We start from the raw sequence: 25861 nt of genomic DNA on the forward strand, positions 1-25861 counted from the left end.
ATGACTATACGTTATTTTCCGGTGCTGTTTCAACCAGTACCGGAAAATATTGTAACTGCACTAGATGGAACGTATGAGCTGGAACCTTTATCTGGCGGCATTTGCAGACTGCATCTCTATAGTCATTTCAAACTGGCCACCAGCTTTAACTTTTATGCCAGCTGGTGGGCGTCGTGGATCATGAAGGACATTCAGCAGAACATCCTGCAGGTAATCCGGCATCGTGCCGAAGGGCAGTAATTACCAGAACACGGTATATAACGCGGCAAGAATACCAATAATAATCACGGAGGCTACTACAAATCCGGCGGAAGTCCGGAACAGGGAAGTATCTACTTCTATTGTATGCGCATCATCGTCCTGCCTTGGTTTCAGTAAACTCATCACTATCATGATAGCCACAATTAATCCGAATGTTATCGACATCCTGTCGAGGAACGGATAATCGGGAAAGGCGCCGTTTGTCCATACGGGCAGGAATTTGAGCACGGTAGAAACAGGGATGGTCAGCAATGCGCCGGTGAGGGCAGCCGCGGCAGTAGTGCGTTTCCAGAAGAATCCCAGCAGGAAGATAGCGAGTACGCCGGGAGAAATAAAGCCCACATATTCCTGAATGAACTGATATGCCTGATCCAGGGAACGCAGCAGGGGCGTAACAATGGCGGCGAGCAGCATGGCAACGATCACCGCCCATCTGCCTACCCTGACAAGCTGCTGTTCTGATGCTTCCCGATGAAAGAACTTTCTGTAAATATCCAGTGAAAAAATAGTGGAAATACTGTTGGCCTTACCGGCAAGCGAAGCGACAATAGCGGCGGTGAGCGCCGCAAAGGCAACGCCTTTCAGTCCTGGTGGTAAAAGATTCATCAGCGTAGGATAAGCGTGGTCCGGTTTGATATGACCTGCAGCATCTGTCATCTCCTGCTGGAACATCCCGTTTTTATGCAGTACATACATAACGATACCGGGCAATACTGCAATGACAGGTACGAGTAATTTAAGGAAGGCGGCAAACAGGATTCCTTTCCGAGCGGTAGGCAGACTGGCTCCCAGTGCGCGTTGTGTAATATATTGATTACATCCCCAGTAGGCAAGATTGTTGATCCACATACCGCCGATCAATACAGAAAGGCCGGGAAGATCTTTATAGTAGGGATTACTTTTATCAAAGATCATATGAAAATGCGTGGGCGCTTCTTTTCTCAGTACAGATAACCCTTTGATGATATTGCTGCCATGACCTGTTTTTTCTGCCAGCAGTGACAGCGCAAGATAGGTGGTTACCAGTCCGCCGATAATCAATACCAGTACCTGCACAACATCTGTATAACCGATTACTTTCATGCCTCCCAGCGTAACGATCACGGCAAATATGCACAGGCCCGCAATACACCATTCAAAGGGAATGGCGGAGATGGAAGCAATGGCCAGTGCACCGAGATAGATGATGGAGGTAAGGTTCACGAAAACATATACCAGCAGCCAGAATACCGCCATTACGGTACTGACCTTATCATTATACCGCTGCGCCAGGAACTGCGGCATGGTATAGATTTTATTTTTGAGGTACACGGGAATGAAGAATACGGCAACGATGATGAGCGTGGCGGCCGCCATCCATTCGTAGGTGGAAATAGCCAGCCCGAGTGCAAATCCGGAGCCGGACATCCCGATAAAATGTTCTGCTGAGATATTGGAAGCAATCAGCGAGGCACCGATAGCCCACCAGGTAAGGGAGCCTTCCGCGAGGAAAAAATCTTTGGAACTGGTGCTGGCGGCTTTCTTCCGTTGATATACGTAACAGCCGTAGGCTGCAATGGCAATAAAGTAGATGAAGAAAACGATGTAATCAGCTAGTTGCAGCTTATTCATGTAAGTTGGATAAGTGGTGGAATTCAGTTGATGGTTGATATGGATAAGATACACTTATTTCTCCGTTCCCCCAAAGGGGGAACACACTTGCACTGTCAGAAAAAAATAAAGGTGACGGGTTTTTCAGATAAGAATAGTCAGAATTTTAAGGTGTCGGGTAAATATTTGGCTACAAGATCTTCGTAGTAAGGACGCAGCTTATTCCAGTCCGGCGGCACCGGGTTTTTGGAATACAGGTCGTATGGGTTGAAGAGTTTCACCCATTTGAGCATTTCGCGGTCGTGGTCATCGAGCAGGTATTCGTAGGCGCCTTCGCGGTGCCAGGCGTAGAAGGAGTGATAGCGCAGCATGTACAGTCCCTGTTCGGGCAGGTGATTTTTCATCATCTGGTACACGTATTCATCGTGCCCCCAGGAGAGGTGTACGTTGCGGAGGCCGCAGCCGCTGGAATATATGCCGGTGCCTTCCTGGTATTCCGGTTTGTTATAGTCGGGGTTGTTGCGGAAATATTCCGGGTAAACCACTTTATCGGAATAGGGGCATCCAACGGGGAAGGTATCACCCACAACGGCCCATTGTGGTTCTCCGAAGAGGCAGAGTACTTTACCCATATCGTGCATCAGGCCGGTAAGCACCATCCAGTCGGGGTGGCCGTCGTTCCGGATGGCTTCCGATGTTTGCAGCAGGTGCTGGAACTGATCCAGGTCGGTATCCGGATCGGAGTCGTCTACCAGCTGGTTCAGGAAGTTGAAGGCATCCCATACGGGCATTTCCTTTTTATTGAACTGCAGAAAATCTGCTCTTTTCTGTGTTACAAAATCGTATGTCTGATAAGTATGGTTCAGGCGGTAGAATTCGCGCACGGTATCTCTTTCCGGGTTGTCGTAGTTCCGGTATTCATCTGTGGATTTCCCGGCAGCAATGCTTTCAGGAGACGGGTATCTTTCCAGTACGGCATCTTCCCACTGGTCAAGGCTTTCTAACGGATTGATTTCTTTTTCTGAGAATGAACGTGGCTGCTCCATGGCGGACTGGTTTTATATTTCACTTTAAATTTCGGCAATTCAGGCAGAAGTTTCACCGAAAGCGCGGGTTTTATTTACGAAACCGGTTTCGTAGATTTAGTACGATGAAAAAGGTGAATATAAAAGCGTTGGCGCAGGAGCTGAACCTGTCCTCGTCTACCGTTTCCAAAGCATTGCGCGACAGCTATGAGATCAGTGCGGCTACCAAGCAACGGGTGCTGGAGATGGCCGCCCGGCTGCAGTATACGCCTAATGCCTATGCCAGCAGCCTGCGGGGAAAGAAAAGTAAAAATATAGCCGTGATTATTCCGGAGGTGGCAGACAGTTTCTTTTCGCTTGCTATCAACGGAATAGAGGCTGCTGTGAAGGCGAAAGGGTATCATGTGCTCATTTACCTTACCCATGAGAGTTTTGCCGCAGAATCGGCTATAATGAAGGAATTCTACAGTGGCCGGGTGGATGGTGTGCTGATGTCGGTATCCCGTGAAACAACGGACGGGCAGCATATCCGGCAGCTGATGGCACAGGATATTCCTGTGGTATTTTTTGACCGTGCCCTGGAAGAACTGCCGGTAGCGAAGGTATTGACGGATGATTATCACAGCGGATATACCGCTGCCAGGCACCTGATACAGAACGGATGCCGGCGTATTGCCTTCCTGGGAATGTCTGAAACACTGTCTATCAGCCATCACCGCAGGGCTGGTTACCAGCATGCCCTGCAGGAATACGGGCTTGCTGCTACCCGGAAAAATATGATCTCCTGTACCGCTGACCCGGCAGTAAATTATAAACTGGTGAAGAAGCTGTTACAGCAGGCAACACCGCCGGACGGTATTGTGGCATCTATGGAAAAACTGACAACTACCGTATACCAGGTATGCCAGGCATTGCAACTTCGTATGCCCGCTGACGTTAAGCTGGTATGTTTCTCCAACCTGGAAATCGCGACTATTCTGCAGCCTTCGCTGACAACCATTACACAGCCTGCATTTGAGATGGGGAAAACTGCAGCCGAATTACTGTTAAGGCAGCTGGAAAAGAAGCCGGTCCGGCAGGCGGAAGCAGTAGTTATTCCTTCAGAGCTGGTCATCAGGGATTCAACAAAAAAATCCTGACCTGCGGAAACAGGCCAGGATAAATGATTTTACTGTGGTACGACTTTGCCGTTTTCGTCCAGCACTTCTAATTTCGCCTGATTGTTTTTGTCGATATAGATTTTTATTCTTGGCTTTCCTTTTTCATCCCTGATGAACAGGCCATAACTGCCGGCAACGGTTTTGCCTACAAATAAGCGCTCAGTAGGCAGCAGACCGGCATCCCGCAGTTTTTTTACTTCCGCATTCATGACAGCCTCATTTTTCAGGGCTTCGAGAGAATCGAATACATGCACGAGTTTAGCGATCGGAAAATCGTCTGAGCGGTCCCACATTTTCAGGCCATAGCTACGCTGTTTGTCTTTTCCTTCCATGTCCTGGGAATACTGCAGCTGCATAATCTGGTCATTCTTATACTGATCCACAGAGTACACCATACCGGCGCCTTCTTTCTTATCGGCGCCATATACGAGGCCCCCGCATTCATCGCCCTGATCGTTGAAGAACAACAGCCCAGCCTGCCGGCGGCGTGGAGCATTTTCCTTGCCGTCCATGGCGCCGGGATGTTGTCTTTCTGCATTGGAGAGCACCAGGCGGATGGTGCCGTCTTTTTCACGGACATTGATACGTTCCACATCAATTTCCTGGAAGCGCTGTTTAGCATAGTCAGCGCGGAAAGACATGAAAATGAAGAAGGCGAGAACAGCAGTGAGCGTCAGCGAGTAGATTTTGAGGAAGCGGACTTCTTTTAATAACTTTTCCATGGTTGAAATAATAAATGAGAATGTAATGTTAAGTGATATTTTTCTAGATAATTTAATTTTTTCCCCTGCCATCTTACTGCCGGCAGGATAGCTGGAGATTTTTCTTAAAGACGATTGAAAAAAGAATTTGTGTATATTTTTTACCTGCAGCACCGGAATTGGTATACCGCCGACAAGAATCGCTTTCCGTATATGCAGAAGTTATAATACTGATCTCTGAAAAAAAATCTGCATTCTCACCGATAATCAGCATTAGTTTTGATATCAAACCAGTTTAATAGTATGACACAACATCGGGATCACCTGTCATTTTTTTTGGAACAAAAGTCCGGATTGCATGGATTAGCATATAAAATGACGGAGAGTGCATGTGATGCCGAGGATATTCTGAATGATGTATATCTCTCTTTTTCCATGCAGCCGCTTAACCAGATCCTGGAGCCGGAACGGTACCTGGTTCGTTCCGTGATTCACAGATGTTTTGCGGTATTAAATAAAAGAAAGGGTATTTCATATCCCGGAATTAATCTTCCTGAACCTGTTATTTATGAACGTTTTCCGGATTTACAGCAGCATGATGTCTCCTATGCGCTGTTGGTGCTGTTGCAGAAACTCAATGCCACAGAAAGGGCTGTTTTTTTACTGCGTGAAAGTTTTGATTACGATTACGATGAAATCGCTTCGTTGGTAAACATCAGCCAGGATAATTGCCGGCAGCACCTGCACCGTGCAAAGGAAAAGCTGCAAACAGGTAAAGTCAGATATAGCCCGTCCCGGCAGGACCAGGAAGAAATGACCAGGGCTTTTCTGACAGCATGTGCCACCGGAGATGTTAAATGGCTGGAAACATATCTCTCGAAGGAGATCACCATTTTTGCCGATGGTGGCGGTAAAGTCGCGGCCGCACTTAAACCTGTTGCCGGGCAGGCTGGTGTTATTGCTTACCTGACAGGCATTGCCAATAAATTCGGCAACGCCTTGTCTTACAGCATCAGAAAGGTGAATCTTGAAACAGGGGTTCTGATAGAGAATTCAATGACCATCAGCCTTGATACAGTCATGATTCCACTGTTTGATGATAGTAACCGCATCAGCGAAATATATATGATCAGAAACCCCTGCAAGATGAAATTTGTGGTATGAGTGCGTACATTATCCCTTCCCGGAATATTTTTCTATAAATGCCCGATATTCAAAGGGGATTTCCCACCACTTGAAGTTATTGGTATGTGCTACAATGATGAGTAAAGCAGCTGTAAGACCAGCCGCGCCTATCAGTCCGGCACTCCATCCGGACTTTGTTTTCAGGTAGTGCAGGGAGGCAATGTGCAGACTGATAGCGCAAACGCTGAGAAAGTAGTAGGGTATAAAGAATAGGTTGACGGGATATAGATTAAGTCCTGCCCCCGAAAAATAGAAATTAGTATCCAGGTGTGCCATGAGCCGGCCTGCGATAACGGCAGAGACGTGAACGATTAAAAAGAATGAAAGATACATGCCTGAATAGATTTGTATGCTTTCGGCCATTAGTTTTCTTTGCCGGTTAAACAGTAATCTTATACCCGATACTACCTGTGTCAGCACTGCCAGCAACAGTATGGTTTCAATCACAGGGTGCCGGTACACTTTTCTTAATTTTTCCATTAAGGCTATATGTGCCGTCGGACCAGCCAGTGCAAACAGGTGGTTTAGCAAGTGAATGGAGATGAACAGAGAAAGGGTTATACCGGAAATGTAATGCAGTTTCCTGATAGCTGATCCTGAAATAGTTAATTGTTTCATGAGTATGCCTTTTCAGGTATAGAGAGATAAAGGCAGGTTTTGTGACAGTGATGCGAGGGAAAATCTGAAGGGCTGCCACCAGAGGTACAAGTTTAACCAGGATGCTAAATTCTAATGGTTATACAACAAAGACAGCTTCTTAATTTTTTGGATGGGGAACTAAAACAAATTTGACAAAATCTATTTCTGATTTTACTAAAAGAAGAACTATTAAATAATAGATGGACAAAAGGAAAGGTAGTCGAATTAACAAGAGCTTATAATGATCAAATTGTAAAAACCCAATTAAATTGAGCGTTTAACCCAGCAGCTATTGTAAGAAGAAACCCAGCAATTAAATTAGCAAGAACTTTTTTAACAATTAATGATATTTCAAATGAATCCAAAAACAAGTTTTAAGATTCTAAATAGTTCTGATACCGAAATGGAGATAATACACGAGCCGGAATGTTTTACGTTCGATCTCCCAATTAAGCAGGAGGTACTTATTGAGACCAGGGCTAATTTGGAAACTGTTCAGTTAAGAATAACTATGGATGAAGGTAAAATTGTTGTTTCCATTCTGGATGAAAATAGCCCTTATAACGTTCTGTATAATGGTGAAGACATTTTTAAAAAATATCTTTAAATATGAATCAATAATGGCTAACGTTATAAGATTACTCATACTTTGCCAAATGGTAATGCGGCAAGTAGGGGATTAGACGGAACTTTCATAGGTTTTAGAGGAATAAGATGATTTGATTCTATGAAAAATATAAGAATAGAAAAAATTGGGGATGTTAATGCTGATTATCCCTATTTAGAAGTCTTTTTAAAAGATAGTACAAAGCCTTTTTTAGAGGTAGCCATCTCAGGCGATAAAGAAGTATCTTTTAAATTCTACGCTTCAGGTAAAGATATTGAAATAGCTGTAGAAGATTGGGAATATATATTATCTACTGCAAAGGACTATCTGCCTAAAGCATTGAAAAATGAGGATGATTTTCTGAATTTTACAGACGAACAGGCTAGATAAATTTCCTGTAATGACTGATTATTCTGCCATCCACCAAGCTAGTGATGGTTACTTCCCCACTATGAGCAACTGTATTGCCTGAATTCAGGCTTTCCTGCCCCCAAAACAAAAAAGCCCTGATAACTTGCGTTACCAGAGCTTTAAAGCTTGCGGAGAAGAAGGGATTCGAACCCTTGATAGGCTTTCACCTATACACACTTTCCAGGCGTGCCAGTTCAACCACTCCTGCACTTCTCCGTGATTATCTCTGAAACATTGATGGAAGGGTTGAGTTTCCGTTTCAGGGTTGCAAAGATAATCCTTTCATTAATATTTCCAAGAATTTTTTATGCTTTATCGTACATCTTCCAGATCCATCCGCCAATAACCCCGCCCACTATGGGTCCTACGATAAATACCCAGAGATGGGAAAGGGCGTCGCCACCGGCAAAAAGGGCTGGTCCGATACTGCGGGCCGGGTTTACGGATACGCCGGTAATGGGGATACCCACGATATGGATCATGGTCAGCGACAGACCGATAGCTACGCCGGCCAGCGCGCCGTTGCCGTTACTTTTGCTGGTAGCGCCATGTATAACCACCAGGAAGATGGCGGTGAACACAATCTCAAAAGTAAGGGCGGCCGCCAGGGAATATTTATCGTTGTAGGCGTCGCCATAGCCGTTCTGTCCCAGGCCGTTGGCCGCCAGGGTATATTCGGCTCTGCCCTGGGCTATAAAGTACAGCACTGCCGCAGCAGCGATAGCGCCGGCTATCTGGGATACAATATAACCGCCTGCATCCTTACCGGAAATTTTGCCGGTAGTGAGCATGGAGATCGTAATGGCCGGATTGATATGACATCCGGAGATGTGCCCGATAGCGTATACCATCGTAAGCACCGACAAACCGAAGGCGAAGGCAATGCCTAAAAAACCTACATGTGCACCCGCCAGTACGGCACTGCCGCAACCAATCAACACCAGCACGAACGTACCAATAAATTCAGCAAAACACTTTTGAGATAAGGAAACCTGCATAGCAATGGATTTTGTGGTGAATTGAAATATTTGTGTATCAGGGATAATAGGGGTTATCAACTACTTAGCACTCAACAACATGACCAAATAAATTTACCGTAAAATATTTGAAAATAAAAAAGCGGAAGACAAAGATCTTCCGCTGATTCATCATGGTTATACTGCTTCAATATGTTTCTATCGGTGTTAACTCCCCTCTCAGCGGAGTTTCTATCAGTCGTCTGGTCTCTTCCGGCGATAATCCCTGACCCAGTACAAACATCAGTTTGGTGACTGCTGCCTCAAAGGTCATATCGTGGCCGCTTACTACGCCTATGTTGGTGAGGTGCTGACTGGTTTCGTATTTACCCAGTTCCACGGAGCCGCCATCACACTGGGTGATGTCCACAATGATAGCCCCGTTGTCTATCACCTTTTTCAGGCTTTCGGTGAACCAGGACTGTGTGGTGGTGTTACCGCTGCCAAAGGTTTCCATAATAACGCCTTTCAGCCCCGGTACGCTCAGTATGGCTTCCACTGCCTTGCGGGTAATACCCGGAAACAGTTTCAGCACGGTAATGTTTGTTTCCAGCTCCTTGTGCACTTTTAACGGCGCTTCGGGCTGCGGGAGTATAAACTGGTGCTTGAATTTAATATCGATGCCTGCTTCTGCCAGCTGCGGATAATTCATGGTATAGAAGGCCTCAAATTTTTCCGCATTATATTTTTTGGAACGGTTGCCGCGGAACAGGGAGAAGTCGAAATAAATACATACTTCCGGCACCATAGAAGCCTTGCTGCCATTGGCATGGCGGGAGCAGGCTATTTCCATGGCAGTGATAATATTTTCCTTGGCATCTGTACGGATTTTTCCGATAGGGAGCTGTGAGCCGGTCAGGATAACGGGTTTGGAGAGGTTCTCCAGCATAAAGCTCAGTGCCGACGCGGTAAATGCCATGGTATCGGAGCCATGCAGAATCACAAATCCGTCGTAGCGGTCGTACCGGTCTTCAATAATGCTGGCCAGTTCCACCCATATTTCCGGCTGCATGTCAGACGAATCAATCGGCGGATTGAACGCATATACGTAGAAGTCTATGCCCATCCGGTATAATTCCGGCAGGTTGTTTCTGATTTCATTAAAACCAATCGGACGGAGGGCTTTCGTCTTATCGTCGTAGATCATACCTACTGTACCGCCCGTGTAAATAATCAATATTTTACTCATTGTGCTTACTGCCAGTTGCCTGCAAAGGTATCTACTAAAAGGTTAGAGCATTTTGAATAATTTCTGGGCATTACTGCTTGTTATACCGGCTACTTCTTCGATTTTTAGATTTTTTATATCCGCTATCTTTTCACCTATCAGGGGGATATAGGCACTTTCGTTTCTTTTGCCGCGGTAAGGTGTTGGCGCCAGGTAGGGTGCGTCTGTTTCCAGTACAATATTTTCCAGCGGAATATGTTCCAGCAGCTGGTCCAGCCCCGATTTTTTAAAGGTGACCACGCCTCCTATGCCCAGGTAAAAGCCCAGGTCTATGATTTCCCTGGCTTCTTCCAGCGTGCCGGAGAAGCAATGGAATACGCCGCTGAGCCCTCCGTCCTGCAGGGCTTTTACTTCGTTTATGCATTCCCGTGTAGCCTCCCGGCTGTGGATGGAAACAGGCAGCTTATACTCTTTGGCCAGCTGCAGCTGTACCCTGAAGGCATGCAGCTGTTGTTCGGTAAGGCTTTTATCCCAGTAGAAGTCCAGCCCTATTTCCCCGATAGCCCTGAACGGACGTTGTTTCAGCCAGTCTTTGATCAGCCGCAGCTGCGGTTCCACTTCTTTCCGCACATAACACGGATGCAGCCCCATCATGGCAAAACAGTTTTCAGGCCATGCCGCTTCCAGCATGAGCATCCCGTTGATGGAAGATTCATCTATATTAGGCAGCAGCAGCCTGGTCACCCCCGCATCTATAGCGCGTTGGATCATGGCCTGCTGGTCAGTCAGAAACTCATCCGAATATAAATGTGCATGCGTATCGATCCAGAACATGATAATTTATTTATTAAATTCCTATTTTTTTTAATGTTTAATGCCTACCTTTAGCGATACAAAGAAAGCCTGAAAAACCTAATTTAAAAAACTATACTATGAAAAGCTATTTCAGTACAAATCGTGTGCTGGCATGGACCATCGCAGCAGTTGCCATCGCAACTATTTTCTTTGCCTGTAAGAAAGAAGTGACCACCGATACAGCAGGGGCCAATGAAAACGATAATAACACCCTCCTGGTGGCCTCGCATGAAACACAGATTAACGCTATCTACGGTGATATGTTCACGTCAATGGCCATCATAGCCAAAAGTCAGGGGCAGGTGATTACCGGCAGACAGGCATCTTTCACGGAAGATTATGCCAATCAGCTGGCATGCCCGTCTGTTATCATCAGCAGTACCGATGTTAACGTGTGGCCCAAGCGCATCTCCGTAGACTATGGCGATGCCTGCAAGGATAATTTCGGCGTTACCCGCAGCGGTAAGCTGATTATCTACATGTCCGGCAGGCTGTTCGCGCCCAACGCCCGTATAGGCATCCACACCGAGAACTACAAATACAACGGTATCCCTGTATCCGGCAAGGATTCTATCTACGATATCACCCTGGATCTCACCTCCGGCGTTCAATACACCACCGAAATCACCGGCGGTAAAGTAAGCTATGGAGACTCCCTCATCGTAGGCTACAACAGCAAAAAAACAGTGAAACAGGTACAGGGAATAGGCTCACCTACCCCTGATGATGATACTTACAACATCACCGGCAGCGCTTCCCTCAGCTACGAAAAAGGCGGACCCGCCGGTTCTGCTACCATCGCCACCCTCAGCCCCCTCCTGAAAGCCGCCGCCTGCGCCTGGATCAGCCAGGGCCAGCTGAAAGTCGAATTTAACAGCATCAGCGCTGTAATAGACTACGGTAATGGCGTGTGCGATAATAAGGCGACGATTGTGGTGAATAGCGATAAGGTGAAAGAAATCAGTTTGAAATAATTACGAATTACGAATTGCGAATTACGAATGAAGAAGCGAAGAGCTAAACGTAGATTGAGGAGGATGATTTTTAGTTATCGCCTTTAATCTACGTTTAGCTCTTCGCTTCTTCATTCGCAATTCGCAATTCGTAATTCGTAATTATTTTATCCCCGCCATTTCAAACTTCATCTTCCTGCAATATTCCAATACACGCGGCAGCGCATACGACATCCTGTCCCAGGCTTTGGTGCTGTCATGGAAAACGATGATGGAGCCGGGCTGCATTTTGAATACTACATTTTGCACACAGGTTTCCCCGTCTATCTCCTGATCGAAGTCAGCGCTGAGTACATCCCACATAATAATTTTTACTTCCGGAATGGTTTTTTTCAGCTGTTTGATCTGGAAAGGGGTAATTCTGCCGTATGGCGGGCGGAACAGGTTGGAGGTAATGTATTTTCTGGCTTCCAGTATATTCTCTATGTATTTGTCTGTGCCGGTTTTCCAGCCGTTGACATGATTATGGGTATGATTACCGGTACTGTGTCCGGCTTCCAGGATCTGCTGATAGATAGCAGGATGTTCCACAACATTTTTCCCGATACAGAAAAAGGTACCTTTCGCCTCATATTTTGCCAGCTGTTCCAGGATGAAGGGAGTGGCTTCAGGATGCGGGCCGTCATCGAAGGTAAGGTAGACGGTATTTGCCGCCGGAGAGAAGTTCCAGATACAGCTTTTGTACAGGGCTTTCAGTATGCCGGGAGTTTTGGTAAGATAGAACATATAGCCTGATTAGATTGCAATATACGAAAGCGCTGAAAGCTAATGGCGAATTCCTATATTTGCGGTCTATGGATCACAAAAAAGTAAGAGTGCGTTTTGCCCCCAGCCCTACTGGTGGCCTACATCTTGGAGGTGTGCGCACTGTATTGTTCAATTATTTGTTTGCAAAGCAGCACAAAGGCGATTTTGTACTGCGTATTGAAGATACAGACCAAACCCGCTATGTACCCGGCGCGGAAGAATACATCAATGAATGTTTGCGCTGGTGCGGTCTTACGCCTGATGAGAGCCCTGCGGCGGGCGGCCCTTATGCGCCTTACCGCCAGAGTGAACGCAAAGCGCTGTATCGTCAGTATGCTGAGCAGCTGGTACAATCCGGCCACGCCTATTATGCATTTGATACCCCGGAAGAACTGGAAGGCATGCGCGAACGGCTGAAAACGCCGGAAAACCCGTCGCCGCAGTACAACCATGTGGTAAGACAGAAAATGCGTAACTCTCTCACTCTTCCTGACGCGGAAGTGCAGGAGTTGCTGGCAAAGAATACGCCGCATGTTATCCGTATTAATATGCCTGCCAATGAAGAACTGATCTTCACCGATATGGTACGGGGAGAAGTTACTTTCAATACTAATCAGGTAGATGATAAAGTTTTGCTGAAAGCTGACGGTATGCCTACCTATCACCTCGCGGTGGTGGTTGATGACTACCTGATGAAAATCACCCATGCTTTCCGTGGGGAGGAGTGGCTGCCATCAGCTCCTGTTCACCTGCTGCTGTGGAAATACCTCGGCTGGGAAGCAGATATGCCGCAGTGGGCGCATCTGCCGCTGATCCTGAAGCCTGACGGCAACGGAAAGCTCAGCAAGCGCGATGGCGATCGCCTGGGATTCCCGGTGTACGCTATGAACTGGACAGATCCCCGCAGCAACGAATTTACCAAAGGCTTCCGTGAGCTGGGCTTCCTGCCGGAAGCATTCATCAATATGCTGGTGATGCTGGGCTGGAACGATGGTACCGAACAGGAAATATTCTCCCTGGAGGAACTGATCCGGAAATTTTCTATCGAACGGGTACATAAGGCCGGCGCCAAATTCGACTTCGAAAAGGCGAAATGGTTCAACCATCAGTACCTGGTGCGCAAAGACAATGAAAGCCTGGCAGCCCTTTTCCAGCCGGTACTGGCAGAAAAAGGTATTACTGCCGATCCTGCCTACGTAGCCACCGTTGCCGGTCTTGTAAAAGAACGCTGCCACGTGATCAACGAAATATGGGACCACGGATTCTTCTTCTTCCAGACTCCGCTGAGCTATGATGAAGCCTCCGTGAAACCTAAGTGGAACGCCGATAAAGAAGCCTTCTTCACTGCCTGGTCTGAACAGCTGGCCAGCCTGTCATCCTTTACTGCTCCTGAGCTGGAAGCCAGCTTCAAAGCACTGGCTGCAGAAAAGAATATCAAAATGGGCGAACTGCAGCTGCCATTCCGCATTATGCTGACCAGTGGCAAATTCGGCCCTCCTGTGTTTGACATTGCTGCCACCTTAGGCATAGAAGAGACGAAGGCGAGGATTGCCAAGGGATTGGAGGCTTTTAAGTAATTACGAATTGCGAATTACGAATTACGAATGATAAGCGGAGATAGAAGCAAAGATTTCAACGTATAGCATTCACATAAAATTAAAAGCAGAAGCCGTTTGGACTATCCAAACGGCTTCTGCTTTTATCTTTTATTACGCTTACCCTTCGCTTCTATCTCCGCTTATCATTCGTAATTCGCAATTCTTCTCTCAGCTTTTCGCTTTTTCCTTTGCCCACGCATCCTTCAGTGTCACTGTCCGGTTAAAGACAACCTTTTCAGGCGTGCTATCGGCATCTACGGTGAAGTAGCCTTTGCGCATGAACTGGAAGCGGTCGCCGGGGCTGGCCTGCAGCAGTGCGGGTTCTACCATGGCGTTGCGGATAACCTGCAGGGAGTCCGGGTTGATGAAGGTTTTGAAGTCGCCTTCTTCGCTGCCAGGGTTCTCTGAGGTGAAAAGGCGGTCGTAAAGGCGTACTTCGGCGCTGGCGGCGTGTTCGGCGCTTACCCAGTGGATGGTACCTTTTACGGTCATGTTGCTGTTTTCTTCACCGCTCTTGGTGCCAGGCAGGTAGGTAGCGTAGATGGTGGTGATGTTGCCATCCGCATCTTTTTCCACGCTTTCTCCCTGGATGACGTAGGCGTTTTTAAGGCGTACCACCAGGCCGGGGCCGAGGCGGAAGAATTTTTTAGGAGGGTTCTCCATAAAGTCTTCCCTTTCAATGTAGAGCGTATTGCTGAAGTACAGCTGACGTGATCCTGCGCTTTCGTCTTCCGGGTTATTTTCAGCAGTAAGTATTTCTACTTTGTCTGCCGGGTAGTTGGTGATAACCAGTTTAACCGGATCCAGCACGGCCATGACGCGGTTGGCGCTTTTGTTCAGTTCTTCCCGGATGCAGAATTCCAGCAGGCTGAAGTCAATCATGTATTCGCGTTTCTGCAGGCCCACGCGTTCGCACAGGTTGCGTATGCTGGAAGGGGTGTATCCCCGGCGGCGCAGTCCACTGAGTGTTGGCATGCGGGGGTCATCCCAGCCGGCCACAATTTTTTCTTCCACCAGCTGTTTCAGTTTTCGTTTACTCATGACCGTATAGGACATATTGAAACGGGCAAATTCGTACTGGTGGCTGGGGAATATTTCCAGTTCATTGATGAACCATTCGTAGAGCGGCCGGTGCGGTATAAATTCCAGTGTACAGAGGGAATGTGTGATCTGTTCGATGCTGTCGCTCTGCCCGTGGGCGAAGTCATACATCGGATAGATACACCATTTGTCGCCGGTACGGTGATGGTGTGCATGTTTGATGCGGTACATGAGCGGGTCGCGCATGTGCATATTCGGAGAGGCCAGGTCTATTTTGGCTCTCAGGGTTTTTTCGCCGTCTTTGAATTCGCCGTTGCGCATACGCTGGAAGAGGTCCAGGTTTTCGGCTACGGATCTGCTTCTGGCAGGAGTAGGTGTACCGGGGGTGGTAGGGGTGCCTTTGGCGGCAGCTATTTCTTCCGCGGTAGCGTCTTCTACATATGCCAGTCCTTTTTCGATCATTTTTACAGCAAATGCATACAGCTGCTCAAAATAATCGGAGGCATACAGTTCTTTATCCCAGGTGAAGCCCAGCCATTTGATATCTGCTTTGATAGATTCCACATATTCTGTGTCTTCAGTAACGGGATTGGTATCATCGAAGCGGAGATTGGTTTTGCCATTGTATTGCTGCGCGATACCGAAATTCACGACGATGGATTTGGCATGGCCAATGTGCAGATAGCCATTAGGCTCCGGAGGGAAGCGGGTAAGTACCCGGCCGTCGTTCACGCCATTGGCGATGTCTTCTTCTACTATTTGTTCAATAAAGTTGAGTGACCTTTCTTCGCTCATAAGAAATTTTAATATGTCTGCAAAGATAGATAAAATTAGCCTTTGGCCTGAAACGTTGACCTTTTTAATAGTGAATCCCCTATCTTTACTACCTTAATTTTTCAAGATAATGGTCAACCCGTTAAATCGTCCTGTTCGTGTGCTGGTTGCTAAAGTGGGGCTTGATGGTCACGATCGTGGCGCTAAAGTTATTGCAGCCGCTCTCCGGGATGCGGGCATGGAAGTAATCTATACCGGGTTAAGGCAAACCCCGGAAATGGTGGTGAATGCCGCTCTCCAGGAAGACGTAGACGCTATTGGTATCAGTATCCTGTCTGGTGCACATATGACTGTTTTTCCTAAAGTGATAGCCATTATGAAAGAAAAAGGGCTGAACGACGTACTCCTCACCGGAGGCGGTATTATCCCTGACGCCGATATGCAGGAACTGCAGGAAATGGGCGTTGGTAAACTGTTTCCGCCGGGAACCAACACCAAAGATATTTCTGAATACATCACCGGTTGGGTAGCCTCCCACAGAAATTTTTAAAAAACTTTTCGTGTAACCGTAACATTTGTATTTCCTGGTCGTCTTTTGTGGGATATGTACTTGATAAAACCACAACCGTCCATTTTATGAACCGAAAAATATTAGCGGCCCTGTTCCTGATATTGTGTACTGCAACCGTTTATGCACAGGAAAAAGATTCCACTGCCACCACCGGCACTGATAAGTTAACTATCTCTTTTGGCAAGTATCCGAAACACCGGCAGAAAATGTATGTCACCACCAACTTATCTGGTATGGTGTCATTTGCATCGATGAAAGATAATGGAGAATACCTGCGGAATATACCCCGGTTCAGTTTCGTTTTTAACTACTCGACAAATTTCAATAAGGATTTCTCGCGCCATTTCGGGGTATTTACCGGCTTCGGTATAAAAAATATCGGTCTGATATCAAAACCAACGGACTCCCTGAAGCTGAAGCAACGCGTGTATACCATTGGTATACCGGTAGGCTTTAAAATAGGCGATGTTACCGGCGGCACCTTCTTCTTTTTCGCAGGCGGTGAAATTGATATGGCTGTCAACTATAAGGAAAAACAGTTCGTAAACGGCAGGAAAGAGCACAAGTTCAACGAATGGTTCAGTGACCGTACTCCCCTGCTGATGCCTTCTGTATTCGCAGGATTCCGAATCAACCCCGGTTTCGGTCTGAAAGTGCAGTATTACCCGCAGAACTTCTTCAACCGCGACTTTAACTACAGTGATAAAGGCACAAAAGTATATCCCTACAGGAACCTGGACGCCAATATGGTACTGGTTACGCTGGGTTACAATTTTGATGGGGTGAATTATTTCAAGGTAAAGAAGAAAAGACACTATCTGAAGATGAAAAGTGGCAAGACGGAGTTTGAGGTGAACTACTAGTTGCCAAATTCATTATATTACATTACATTTTCCCGTAGCATCCTTAAGCTACGGGATTTTTTTTATTTATCAGCCGAACCAAAAACTCCAAACCACTGCTTTATGAAGAGAACACTAATTGTTTTTGCCACACTCTTAGCAAGTTGCAGTCTGCTAACCCAAACCACCCAGGCACAGTTTGAAGTAGGTATCTCCGGAGGTTATACCCGGAACTATCTCAAAACAAGTGCAGGGTACCGCTCCTTTACCCAGTACCACGAAAAAAGTGGATTTGTTGCAGGCCTTGTACTGCAATATCATTTCAATGACTGGCTTGCTATTCAGGCCGACCCATCGTACATTCAGAAGAATTACGAATTGCGCCGCGATCATTTCTTTGAAGGTATCTATCAGACAAGTATCAACAGCTACATCCAGCTGCCGTTGATGGCACATTTTTCTTTTGGCGGTACTAAATTCAAAGGCTTCTTCAATGCCGGCGGATATGCTGCCTACTGGGCTTCCGGCCGCGTAAAGGGCGCCATGGCCAATGTAATGGATCCCGGAACAGGCGTGCCGGATAACCAGCAGTCGTACAATTATTTCCAGTACAACAATGCCTATCGCTACGATGAGAAATACAGCTTCGACAGCCGCCGTGACCGCCGTATGGAATTTGGTCTCGTAGCAGGCGCTGGTGTGGAATACCTGCTGCATAAAAAATTCCGCATCTTCGCGGAAGCACGTTACTACTATGGTTTATCAGATCAGCAGAAAAACTATATGATTAACCAGATTCCGCGCTACAACGATACCTATGTTTTACAGGCCGGCTGCCTCGTTAATTTCCGCCAGCTCTTCCCTGCCAAAGCCAAAACTGAAGCACAATAAACTTTCATTCACTGTTTAATAAGATCAAGATGAAACATCTGTCTCCATATAAATATATGATAGCACTGGTACTGCTGTTCTCTGTAACATCATGCCGTAAAGACATTCCGCAGATCAATGACCCGGGCCAGTACGTAGAAGCCAACTTTAATGAAATATTTGACGCCTACTGGAATGGTATGAATAACAACTATGTTTTCTGGGATATTGATACCGTTGACTGGGACCGCGTTTACAGAACCTACAAACCCCTGTTTGCCAAACTCAACGCCAACGATTCTGTTGATGTTCAGAAAGCATACACCTATTTCAAACAGATGACTTCCGGACTGGTAGATTCGCACTATGACCTTTCTTTCAATGATACCTGGCTGGCAGATTCTGCCTCTATCAATCCGGCTTACCAGCGTAAAAGAGCTTCCCCGAATTATCATCCCGGTATCAGCATCCTGCATTTCTATAATGTAATCACCTCCAAATACCTGGACCCGGACCGTGTTCGCGGATTTACCAACTTCCCCGATGGTTCCCAGTCTGTAGCCACTTCCGGCACTATCAACGGTAATATCCTGTACTTCTATTTTAAAGATTTCCGTTTGAAGGGCTTATTCAACACCGACACCATGAATGGGGTGAAAAGAGTGGAAACCTGGTTCTTTGACAAACTGAAGAATAAAACCGATATCAAAGGTCTTATCATTGATGTGCGCGGTAACGGCGGCGGTGCGCTGGAAGACCTGGATTTCCTGGTGGGCCGTATGATTGATAAACCTATCACTATCGGTGCTACCCGTTCCAAAATGGGTATGGGCCGCCTGGACTATTCTCCCTGGGCGCCCGCCTATGTAAGGCCGCATAAAGATGCCCGTGCTATCACCGTGCCTATCGTTATCCTCGCAGACGCCTGGTCTGTTAGTATGGCTGAAATGACCACCATGGCCATTAAAACCTTACCCAACGGGCATTTCGTAGGAGAACGCACCTGGGGCGGGAACGGTCCGCTTACCGGCAACAAATTCTACAATGGCGGCAGATTCGGAACCGCTTTCCTGAACGAAGTATATACTTCTTCCCTGACATTCAGATACAGGGACAATAAGATATATGAAGGTATAGGCTTCCCTCCTGATGTAGAAGTAAAATATAACAAAGCAGAACTCGATGTGCAGATAGACCGGCAGCTGGAAACAGCAATAGGACTGATTAAGTAATTACGAATTACGAATTGCGAATTACGAATGTAACCCGAAGATAAAAGCGAAGACCGAAGCGATATACTTTTATGTATTTGCTTCGGTCTTCGCTTTTATCTTCGGGTTACATTCGTAATTCGCAATTCGTAATTCGCAATTATTTAAAACACTTAAATTGCAGTGATAAACCATATAATTATGTACCAGACATTAACCACGCAACTGGAAAAAAATATACTGATCATTACTATCAATCGTCCGGATAAGATGAATGCGCTTAACCAGCTGATGATGCAGGAATTGGGTTTGGTAATGGATGAAGTATACAGTAACAGGAATATTAAGGGGGCTATTTTCACCGGCTCCGGTGAAAAGGCTTTTGTGGCGGGCGCTGACATCAGCGAGTTCCTGAGTTTGTCGCCCAAACAGGGTGGTGAGCTGGCCAAGAGCGGCCATGTGGTTTTTCATCATATTGAAAATTCTCCCAAGCCCATCATAGCAGCAGTAAACGGCTTTGCGCTGGGCGGAGGTTGTGAGCTGGCAATGGCATGTCATTTCCGGATAGCCAGCGAAAATGCCAAATTCGGCCAGCCGGAAGTGAACCTGGGGCTTATCCCCGGCTATGGCGGTACTCAGCGCCTGACACAGCTCATCGGCAAAGGCAAAGCCATGGAGCTGATGATGACCGGCGATATGATCACTGCCGCAGAGGCATTGTCATGGGGCCTTGTTAACCACGTTGTAAAACAGGAAGAGCTGCTGCCTAAAGCTATCGCTATCCTGCAGAAAATACAGGCAAAAGCCCCACTCGCGGTAGCCCGCGTGGTTAAATGCGTCAACGCCGCCCTGGACAAGGATCAGGACGGATACGAAGCAGAAATCCGTGAATTCGCCGCCTGCTTCTCCACCAAAGACCTCCAGGAAGGCGCTGCCGCCTTCGTCCAGAAAAGACAGGCCAACTTCACCGGCGAATAAGCCCCTGCTATTTTATTATTTTATTATTTGAGATTTGGTCATTTGAAATGCAGCGAAGATATAAGTGATGATCTATAAGGATTTTTGCTTATGTCTTCGCTGCATTTTAAATGACCAAATCTCAAATAATAAAATCTCAAATGACCTTATCTTTGTGGCAACTTAAAAGTTAAGCTATGGAATTTAGAATAGAGAAAGACACAATGGGCGAAGTAAAAGTGCCTGTGAATGCTTATTATGGCGCTCAAACCCAGCGTTCCATTGAAAATTTCAAGATAGCTCAGGATATCAACAGGATGCCTAAAGAGATTATCAAGGCATTTGCCTACCTGAAGAAAGCAGCTGCCCTCACCAACCTGGAAGCAGGTGTACTGCCTGAAGAGAAAAGCAACCTGATAGGCCGGGTGTGCGATGAGATCCTGGAAGGTAAGCTGGATGACCAGTTTCCGCTGGTGGTATGGCAGACCGGTTCCGGCACCCAATCCAATATGAATGTTAACGAAGTGGTGGCATATCGTGCACACGTACTGCACGGCGGCCAGCTCACTGATAAAGATAAATTCGTTCACCCGAACGATGACGTGAATAAATCACAGTCTTCCAACGACACTTTCCCTACCGCTATGCACATTGCGGCATATAAAATGCTCCTGGAAACCACTATTCCGGGCATTAAGAAGCTCCGCGACACGCTGGCAGCAAAAGCCAAAGCGTTCATGCATGTGGTGAAAATTGGCCGTACGCACTTTATGGACGCTACCCCGCTTACCCTGGGTCAGGAAATCAGCGGTTATGTAGCGCAGCTGGATCATGGTCTGAGAGCTATCAACAACTCCCTGCCGCACCTGAGCGAACTGGCGCTGGGCGGTACTGCCGTAGGTACAGGCATCAACACCCCTAAAGGTTATTCCGAAAACGTAGCCAAAAATATCGCTGCTTTAACCGGTCTGCCTTTCGTGACTGCTCCCAACAAGTTTGAAGCACTGGCAGCTCACGACGCTATCGTGGAAGCACATGGCGCATTGAAAACAGTAGCCGTAAGCCTGATGAAGATAGCAAATGATGTGCGTATGCTCAGCTCCGGCCCACGTGCAGGTATCGGCGAAATCCACATCCCGGACAACGAACCTGGTTCTTCCATCATGCCGGGTAAAGTGAACCCTACCCAGTGCGAAGCCCTCACGATGATAGCTGCACAGGTAATGGGCAACGACGTAGCCATCAGCATAGGCGGCGCTAACGGACACTTCGAACTGAACGTGTTCAAGCCTGTAATGATCTTCAACTTCCTCCACTCTGCCCGCCTCATCGGCGAAGGCTGTGTGAGCTTCAATGATAAATGCGCAGAAGGTATCGAGCCTATTGAAGCTAATATCAAAAAGCACGTAGATAACTCCCTCATGCTGGTTACCGCGCTGAACACTAAAATCGGTTACTATAAAGCTGCCGAAATAGCCCAGAAAGCGCATAAAGAAGGTACCACCCTCAAAGAAATGGCAGTGAAACTGGGTTACGTAACCCCGGCTGAATTTGACGAATGGGTAGTGCCGGGTAATATGGTGGGAGAGATTAAGTAGTTTAATTACGAATTACGAATTGCGAATTGCGAATGTAGCGCGAAGATAAAAGCGAAGACCAGAGCTTACTCAATGTAAATGCTCTGGTCTTCGCTTTTATCTTCGCGCTACATTCGCAATTCGCAATTTGTAATTCGTAATTATTTTTTCTTAAACACATTGTCATACGTGATCGTAAAGTAGTACAACCCGCGTATGGTAGGGCCGCCTACATACTGGAAGTAAGCGGTGTTGAACAGATTGGATGCTCCCAGTTTAAAGGAGGTACTGATCTTCGGAACGCGGTAGGTAACCTGTGCATCTACAGTGCTGTAGGCTGGTACATCGCCGTTGCCGAAGAGGTTCTGCCAGTAGAAGGTATCCTGCCAGTGCCATACTACGTTGAAGCCAATGTTCTTGTATACGTTACGGTTACCTATGCTCACGTTGGTGAACCATTCCGGAGTGTTGAAACCCGGAATCAGCGCATCGTCCTTTGTTTTGTCCTGTGCCAGTTTGTTGAAGTTGGCATTACCGCTCACGGTGAATGTTTTGTAAATATCGTAGGTGACAGCGAGGGCAAAACCATAATTGTTCACGGTAGATTTACTGTTGGTCCACACGCGGTACCTGTTCTGCAAAGACTTGTCCAGCATCTGATTCAGCACAGCCTGATCGGGGTTGCTGATGTTACCGGTTTGCGGAACCACAGTTTCAATCTGACCAATGAAATGCTTGTACGAGCTGAAGTAGCCATCCACGTCAATGAAGAGTCTGTTTTGCAGTAGTACGGCTTTATAGCCTGCTTCGAAAGAGGTAATTTGTTCCGGTACTATGGGGTCCAGGTTGGCAGCTTTCAGTACGCCGGCATTTTTGGCTGCAGCGGCTTCCTTGCTGATATGCTCCGCGTTGATGGTTTTGTTTACGGCAACGTTAAAGGCATCAACGGAAGAAGTGAGATAGGAGTTTTTGAAATAACCCAGCCCATCTTCTATGAATGCCAGTCCGCCTACACGCCTTACCTGTCCGTTGTTAACAAAGGAGTATGCCTCAAACAGTGACGGGAAGCGGAATCCATTCTGCCAGGAAACCCGGAAATTGTGCTTGTCCTTGATACTATATACAACGGCTATACGCGGATTTATTTTACCGGCAAACTGTTCGTTTTTATCATAACGCAGCGAGCCGGTGAGCTTCAGCGCATCGTTGAAAAATGCTTTGCTGATTTGCGCAAAGCCACCTGCTTTGCCGTACCAGATGTGCTTTCCACCTGATTGATTACGTTTGTCCAGCGGCAGGGAGAAATCCACAAAGTTGTTGCCATCCGGAATGATTTCATAGGTGCGGTAATCTGCGCCTACGAGTACATCTGCAAAATGGATGTATTTACGCAGGTTCCAGGTACCTTCTGTATGATAGAAACGGCTCTTCTGCAGCAGGGCAGCGCCACCGGAGGTGTTGTCCGGGTTTTTGGAGGTAGGGTAAATATCCCAGTCATTGATGCCTTTTATTTTTTCGCGTTGCGCTTCAAATTCAGGCGTGCCGGGCGTCCATCTGCCGGCATCCGCAAAGGTGCGGGCAGCCTGATGTGCGGCTACCAGATCCTTGCCGGCGGTGAGTGCATTATTCAGCCCGGTAGTATAATCTTTCTGCCAGGCTTTATCTGACTTGAAAGATTTCTCCAGGTTGTCTGCCAGCGGATTCATGTTATAGGAGTCGCCGGTATTTTCAATGGATACGTAAGAGCGTACCGTGAAATCAGGATGGGTGATTTCAAGTTTATGATTGGATACGGTTACACCTTTCAGACCAATGCGGTTACCACGCTGAAAGAAGCCGTCCATCTTACCATAGCGGTTGGACAGGGAGATCTCGATCTTATCCCTGATACGGAAGTTAAAGGAGTTGTCGATCTTGGTATTTCTCACGGTATAATCTCCTACAAGATCTTTTTCCCAGTAGCCGGTGCGATGCACGGTATACGCGCGTCCGTCCTTATCAGTGATGGCGATATTGCCCTGGTCTGCATATTTATTCCAACGGTCGTTGGCAATGTTGTTTTCGCCGCTGAGCTGCGGAAAGTCAGGATTGATCTTGCTTTGCGGGGTGAAGTCATCATGACTGTCTGCATACCAGTCAGTACCCTGCATGTAGCTGGCATTTATTTTCCAGGCGAACCATTTGGAGTATGCCTGTGCGTAGCGTACAGCCGTTTCCGTTATAGGCTTCGGACTGCTGCCGCTGCCATCGAAATGGTTGAATGCTATTTTCTGATAAACGCTTACACCCTGGTACTGGAAAGGGTTTTTGGTGATGAGGTTGGACATGCCGTTGATGGCGTTCATACCATATAATGCAGAGGAGGCGCCCGGTGTTACTTCCACGCTGAGGATATCCAACTCCGTAGGTCCGATGGCGTTACCCAGCGGTACACCCAGGGTAGCTGCCTGATTGTCTACACCATCTACCAGCTGCATGAAACGGAAGTTATTGGGTACGTTAAATCCGCGGGTGTTGAATACCTTGAAGGTCAGGCCGGCAGTGGTCATCTGAACGCCTTTGAGGTTACCTAATGCATCATAGAAGGTAGAAGAAGGCGTTTCTTTCAGTGCCCTGATATCCAGCTTTTCTATGGCTACGGGTGACCGCAGCAGCTTCTCCTGCTGCCGGGAAGCGGATACTACCACTTCATTTACCAGGAGGGACTGGGTAAAAAGCTGGATGGCCAGTTTGCTGTTACTGTTTTTTACTTCAAATTCCTGTGGCTGATAGCCGATAAGCCTCACTATCAGTTTCAGTGGGAATTTGCTGTTGGTAGTCACCTGAAAGTGGCCGCTGGTATCTGTCTGCGCGCCAAAGGAAGTGTTTTTGATCTGGATGGAAGCGCCGGGCAGGCCAATGCCGCGGTCGTCGGTAATTTTACCCTCAATGACATAGGAGCCATTAAGTTGTGCCTGTACTACTACCGGACTAAAGAACAGTATGAGCCATACGTATTTAGCCAGTATAGGTAAGAACTTTTGCATGATGATGTTATAGAATTATAGATTCTGGAAAGAAAAAATGATCGCCTGATGGGGTGCGGAAAGCCGGTGTTGTGACTCAACATCGTTTAGCAACAGTTATATCATCTGTAAATTTAAAAGCCATATAGTCTATAGAATTAGTAGACAAATATAAAACGGGTATTTTTCATTTCAAAGGAAAAAGAAGAAAAAAAGATAATAGGTTGATAATGACAGGGGAAAGAAAACAGTAACTGCAGTGGGAAAGGCAATATGGACGCGGAAATACGGCTATTACAAAAAAAATCCCCCGGTAAGATGATTACCGGGGGACTGCATAATATATAGAATATCGTTGTTATACGGCCTGGTCTGCCTTTACTTCTTTTACTTCCTTCACTTCCAGGTGCCTGCCGAAAAAGCGCTTCTGAAAAAGGAGAATAGCAATAACACCGGTAGAAATAGCAGCATCGGCTATATTGAATACCGGGCGGAAGAACACGAAATAATCGCCGCCTTTGAAGGGCACCCACTTGGGCAGATAGCCTTCATAGATGGGGAAGTACAGCATATCTACCACGCGGCCGTGCAGGAAACTGCCATAACCGCCGCCGGCAGGCAGGAATTTGGCTACCTCATATCCTATGCTGTCATTGAAGATAATACCATAGAACATACTGTCTATCAGGTTACCGGCAGCGCCAGCCAGTATCAGCGAACCGCAGATCAGCAGTCCGTTACTGTACTTTTCGCGCACCAGTTTTTTCATATAGAAAAAGCCCACCACTACCGCCACCAGGCGGAAAGTGGTCAGTAATATCTTGCCAAAGTCGCCACCAAATTTAAGCCCATAGGCCATACCCTCGTTTTCAATGAAATGAATACGGAACCAGTTGGGGAAAATGATGAACTCCTGCTGCATGAACATATGGGTCTTGATCCAGAACTTCAGCGCCTGGTCAATTACCAGGATAAGGATAACGATAAGTACTACGTGACGATATTTCAATTGATATTAAAATTTTATCAAAAATAAC

Annotated in this window: 23 protein-coding genes and 1 tRNA gene; 12 read left to right on the forward strand and 12 right to left on the reverse strand. The window is 46.9% G+C overall.

Going from position 1 to position 25861, the window contains the following annotated elements; all coding sequences use genetic code 11:
* On the forward strand, positions 1 to 240 hold the full coding sequence (locus GWG06_RS22570) for a hypothetical protein (protein ID WP_202183097.1): 240 nt from the start codon (positions 1 to 3) through the stop codon (positions 238 to 240).
* On the opposite strand, the gene GWG06_RS22575 is transcribed toward GWG06_RS22570, so the two are convergent.
* A complete protein-coding gene (locus tag GWG06_RS22575) occupies positions 241 to 1872 on the reverse strand; it encodes a sodium/sugar symporter (RefSeq protein ID WP_160716181.1) in 1632 nt (543 codons plus the stop codon).
* 137 nt (positions 1873 to 2009) lie between these two features.
* The gene (locus tag GWG06_RS22580) at positions 2010 to 2897 is read right to left on the reverse strand and encodes an inositol oxygenase family protein (protein WP_127036059.1); all 888 of its coding nucleotides are present in this window, start codon (positions 2895 to 2897) and stop codon (positions 2010 to 2012) included.
* A gap of 104 nt (positions 2898 to 3001) precedes the next feature.
* Here GWG06_RS22580 and GWG06_RS22585 point away from each other — a divergent pair, with 104 nt between their 5' ends.
* On the forward strand, positions 3002 to 4015 hold the full coding sequence (locus tag GWG06_RS22585; protein ID WP_160716183.1) for a LacI family DNA-binding transcriptional regulator: 1014 nt from the start codon (positions 3002 to 3004) through the stop codon (positions 4013 to 4015).
* A gap of 29 nt (positions 4016 to 4044) precedes the next feature.
* Here the strand turns inward: GWG06_RS22585 and GWG06_RS22590 are convergent, their stop codons facing one another.
* Positions 4045 to 4758 (reverse strand): hypothetical protein, encoded by a 714-nt coding sequence (locus GWG06_RS22590; RefSeq protein ID WP_160716185.1) that lies wholly within the window; start codon positions 4756 to 4758, stop codon positions 4045 to 4047.
* A gap of 282 nt (positions 4759 to 5040) precedes the next feature.
* Between GWG06_RS22590 and GWG06_RS22595 the strand changes: the two genes are divergently transcribed.
* Positions 5041 to 5901: a sigma-70 family RNA polymerase sigma factor gene (locus GWG06_RS22595; protein WP_160716187.1), complete on the forward strand. Its 861-nt coding sequence runs from the start codon at positions 5041 to 5043 to the stop codon at positions 5899 to 5901.
* Between the two features lie 9 nt (positions 5902 to 5910).
* On the opposite strand, the gene GWG06_RS22600 is transcribed toward GWG06_RS22595, so the two are convergent.
* A complete protein-coding gene (locus tag GWG06_RS22600) occupies positions 5911 to 6540 on the reverse strand; it encodes a hypothetical protein (protein WP_160716189.1) in 630 nt (209 codons plus the stop codon).
* Positions 6541 to 7288: 748 nt separating this feature from the next.
* On the opposite strand from GWG06_RS22600, the gene GWG06_RS22605 reads away from it, so the two are divergent.
* Entirely contained in the window at positions 7289 to 7558 is a 270-nt protein-coding gene (locus GWG06_RS22605) for a hypothetical protein (RefSeq protein WP_160716191.1), read from the forward strand.
* A gap of 150 nt (positions 7559 to 7708) precedes the next feature.
* Here the strand turns inward: GWG06_RS22605 and GWG06_RS22610 are convergent.
* From GWG06_RS22610 to GWG06_RS22625, 4 genes are all read right to left on the reverse strand, one after another.
* A tRNA-Ser gene (locus GWG06_RS22610) sits at positions 7709 to 7795 on the reverse strand.
* Between the two features lie 89 nt (positions 7796 to 7884).
* Positions 7885 to 8577, reverse strand: a complete 693-nt coding sequence (gene aqpZ / locus GWG06_RS22615; protein ID WP_127040667.1) for an aquaporin Z — start codon at positions 8575 to 8577, stop codon at positions 7885 to 7887.
* A gap of 166 nt (positions 8578 to 8743) precedes the next feature.
* Complete coding sequence (locus GWG06_RS22620) at positions 8744 to 9784, reverse strand: asparaginase (protein WP_160716193.1); 1041 nt, start codon at positions 9782 to 9784, stop codon at positions 8744 to 8746.
* 42 nt (positions 9785 to 9826) lie between these two features.
* Positions 9827 to 10597, reverse strand: coding sequence for a TatD family hydrolase (locus tag GWG06_RS22625; protein WP_160716195.1), 771 nt, complete (start codon positions 10595 to 10597; stop codon positions 9827 to 9829).
* 98 nt (positions 10598 to 10695) lie between these two features.
* Here GWG06_RS22625 and GWG06_RS22630 point away from each other — a divergent pair, with 98 nt between their 5' ends.
* Positions 10696 to 11592, forward strand: coding sequence for a hypothetical protein (locus GWG06_RS22630; protein ID WP_160716197.1), 897 nt, complete (start codon positions 10696 to 10698; stop codon positions 11590 to 11592).
* A 141-nt stretch (positions 11593 to 11733) separates the two neighbouring features.
* On the opposite strand, the gene GWG06_RS22635 is transcribed toward GWG06_RS22630, so the two are convergent.
* Positions 11734 to 12357 (reverse strand): polysaccharide deacetylase family protein, encoded by a 624-nt coding sequence (locus GWG06_RS22635; protein WP_127040655.1) that lies wholly within the window; start codon positions 12355 to 12357, stop codon positions 11734 to 11736.
* 68 nt (positions 12358 to 12425) lie between these two features.
* Between GWG06_RS22635 and gltX the strand changes: the two genes are divergently transcribed.
* Positions 12426 to 13955: a glutamate--tRNA ligase gene (gltX, locus tag GWG06_RS22640; RefSeq protein WP_160716199.1), complete on the forward strand. Its 1530-nt coding sequence runs from the start codon at positions 12426 to 12428 to the stop codon at positions 13953 to 13955.
* A gap of 189 nt (positions 13956 to 14144) precedes the next feature.
* Here the strand turns inward: gltX and GWG06_RS22645 are convergent, their stop codons facing one another.
* Entirely contained in the window at positions 14145 to 15812 is a 1668-nt protein-coding gene (locus tag GWG06_RS22645) for a glutamine--tRNA ligase/YqeY domain fusion protein (RefSeq protein ID WP_160716201.1), read from the reverse strand.
* Positions 15813 to 15921: 109 nt separating this feature from the next.
* Here GWG06_RS22645 and GWG06_RS22650 point away from each other — a divergent pair, with 109 nt between their 5' ends.
* From GWG06_RS22650 to fumC, 6 genes are all read left to right on the forward strand, one after another.
* Positions 15922 to 16341 (forward strand): cobalamin B12-binding domain-containing protein, encoded by a 420-nt coding sequence (locus tag GWG06_RS22650; RefSeq protein WP_127040646.1) that lies wholly within the window; start codon positions 15922 to 15924, stop codon positions 16339 to 16341.
* 86 nt (positions 16342 to 16427) lie between these two features.
* Positions 16428 to 17225: a hypothetical protein gene (locus GWG06_RS22655; RefSeq protein ID WP_160716203.1), complete on the forward strand. Its 798-nt coding sequence runs from the start codon at positions 16428 to 16430 to the stop codon at positions 17223 to 17225.
* A 102-nt stretch (positions 17226 to 17327) separates the two neighbouring features.
* The gene (locus tag GWG06_RS22660) at positions 17328 to 18095 is read left to right on the forward strand and encodes a porin family protein (protein WP_160716205.1); all 768 of its coding nucleotides are present in this window, start codon (positions 17328 to 17330) and stop codon (positions 18093 to 18095) included.
* A 29-nt stretch (positions 18096 to 18124) separates the two neighbouring features.
* A complete protein-coding gene (locus GWG06_RS22665) occupies positions 18125 to 19306 on the forward strand; it encodes a S41 family peptidase (protein WP_127040637.1) in 1182 nt (393 codons plus the stop codon).
* A gap of 180 nt (positions 19307 to 19486) precedes the next feature.
* Complete coding sequence (locus tag GWG06_RS22670; RefSeq protein WP_127040634.1) at positions 19487 to 20263, forward strand: enoyl-CoA hydratase/isomerase family protein; 777 nt, start codon at positions 19487 to 19489, stop codon at positions 20261 to 20263.
* A 176-nt stretch (positions 20264 to 20439) separates the two neighbouring features.
* A complete protein-coding gene (fumC, locus tag GWG06_RS22675; RefSeq protein WP_127040631.1) occupies positions 20440 to 21840 on the forward strand; it encodes a class II fumarate hydratase in 1401 nt (466 codons plus the stop codon).
* Positions 21841 to 21980: 140 nt separating this feature from the next.
* Here the strand turns inward: fumC and GWG06_RS22680 are convergent, their stop codons facing one another.
* Both GWG06_RS22680 and GWG06_RS22685 read right to left on the reverse strand, forming a co-directional pair.
* On the reverse strand, positions 21981 to 24845 hold the full coding sequence (locus GWG06_RS22680; protein ID WP_160716207.1) for a TonB-dependent receptor: 2865 nt from the start codon (positions 24843 to 24845) through the stop codon (positions 21981 to 21983).
* Positions 24846 to 25182: 337 nt separating this feature from the next.
* Positions 25183 to 25833 (reverse strand): lipoprotein signal peptidase, encoded by a 651-nt coding sequence (locus GWG06_RS22685; RefSeq protein WP_127040625.1) that lies wholly within the window; start codon positions 25831 to 25833, stop codon positions 25183 to 25185.
* Positions 25834 to 25861: the final 28 nt, after the last annotated feature.

Source organism: Chitinophaga solisilvae (genome assembly GCF_009928525.1).
GTDB lineage: Bacteria > Bacteroidota > Bacteroidia > Chitinophagales > Chitinophagaceae > Chitinophaga > Chitinophaga solisilvae.

Bases quoted from the DNA above. Each gene is read 5' to 3' on its own strand.
- GWG06_RS22570 (WP_202183097.1), top strand. From the start codon at position 1: ATGACTATACGTTATTTTCCGGTGCTGTTTCAACCAGTACCGGAAAAT.
- GWG06_RS22575 (WP_160716181.1), bottom strand. From the start codon at position 1,872: ATGAATAAGCTGCAACTAGCTGATTACATCGTTTTCTTCATCTACTTT.
- GWG06_RS22580 (WP_127036059.1), bottom strand. From the start codon at position 2,897: ATGGAGCAGCCACGTTCATTCTCAGAAAAAGAAATCAATCCGTTAGAA.
- GWG06_RS22585 (WP_160716183.1), top strand. From the start codon at position 3,002: ATGAAAAAGGTGAATATAAAAGCGTTGGCGCAGGAGCTGAACCTGTCC.
- GWG06_RS22590 (WP_160716185.1), bottom strand. From the start codon at position 4,758: ATGGAAAAGTTATTAAAAGAAGTCCGCTTCCTCAAAATCTACTCGCTG.
- GWG06_RS22595 (WP_160716187.1), top strand. From the start codon at position 5,041: ATGACACAACATCGGGATCACCTGTCATTTTTTTTGGAACAAAAGTCC.
- GWG06_RS22600 (WP_160716189.1), bottom strand. From the start codon at position 6,540: ATGAAACAATTAACTATTTCAGGATCAGCTATCAGGAAACTGCATTAC.
- GWG06_RS22605 (WP_160716191.1), top strand. From the start codon at position 7,289: ATGAAAAATATAAGAATAGAAAAAATTGGGGATGTTAATGCTGATTAT.
- aqpZ (WP_127040667.1), bottom strand. From the start codon at position 8,577: ATGCAGGTTTCCTTATCTCAAAAGTGTTTTGCTGAATTTATTGGTACG.
- GWG06_RS22620 (WP_160716193.1), bottom strand. From the start codon at position 9,784: ATGAGTAAAATATTGATTATTTACACGGGCGGTACAGTAGGTATGATC.
- GWG06_RS22625 (WP_160716195.1), bottom strand. From the start codon at position 10,597: ATGTTCTGGATCGATACGCATGCACATTTATATTCGGATGAGTTTCTG.
- GWG06_RS22630 (WP_160716197.1), top strand. From the start codon at position 10,696: ATGAAAAGCTATTTCAGTACAAATCGTGTGCTGGCATGGACCATCGCA.
- GWG06_RS22635 (WP_127040655.1), bottom strand. From the start codon at position 12,357: ATGTTCTATCTTACCAAAACTCCCGGCATACTGAAAGCCCTGTACAAA.
- gltX (WP_160716199.1), top strand. From the start codon at position 12,426: ATGGATCACAAAAAAGTAAGAGTGCGTTTTGCCCCCAGCCCTACTGGT.
- GWG06_RS22645 (WP_160716201.1), bottom strand. From the start codon at position 15,812: ATGAGCGAAGAAAGGTCACTCAACTTTATTGAACAAATAGTAGAAGAA.
- GWG06_RS22650 (WP_127040646.1), top strand. From the start codon at position 15,922: ATGGTCAACCCGTTAAATCGTCCTGTTCGTGTGCTGGTTGCTAAAGTG.
- GWG06_RS22655 (WP_160716203.1), top strand. From the start codon at position 16,428: ATGAACCGAAAAATATTAGCGGCCCTGTTCCTGATATTGTGTACTGCA.
- GWG06_RS22660 (WP_160716205.1), top strand. From the start codon at position 17,328: ATGAAGAGAACACTAATTGTTTTTGCCACACTCTTAGCAAGTTGCAGT.
- GWG06_RS22665 (WP_127040637.1), top strand. From the start codon at position 18,125: ATGAAACATCTGTCTCCATATAAATATATGATAGCACTGGTACTGCTG.
- GWG06_RS22670 (WP_127040634.1), top strand. From the start codon at position 19,487: ATGTACCAGACATTAACCACGCAACTGGAAAAAAATATACTGATCATT.
- fumC (WP_127040631.1), top strand. From the start codon at position 20,440: ATGGAATTTAGAATAGAGAAAGACACAATGGGCGAAGTAAAAGTGCCT.
- GWG06_RS22680 (WP_160716207.1), bottom strand. From the start codon at position 24,845: ATGCAAAAGTTCTTACCTATACTGGCTAAATACGTATGGCTCATACTG.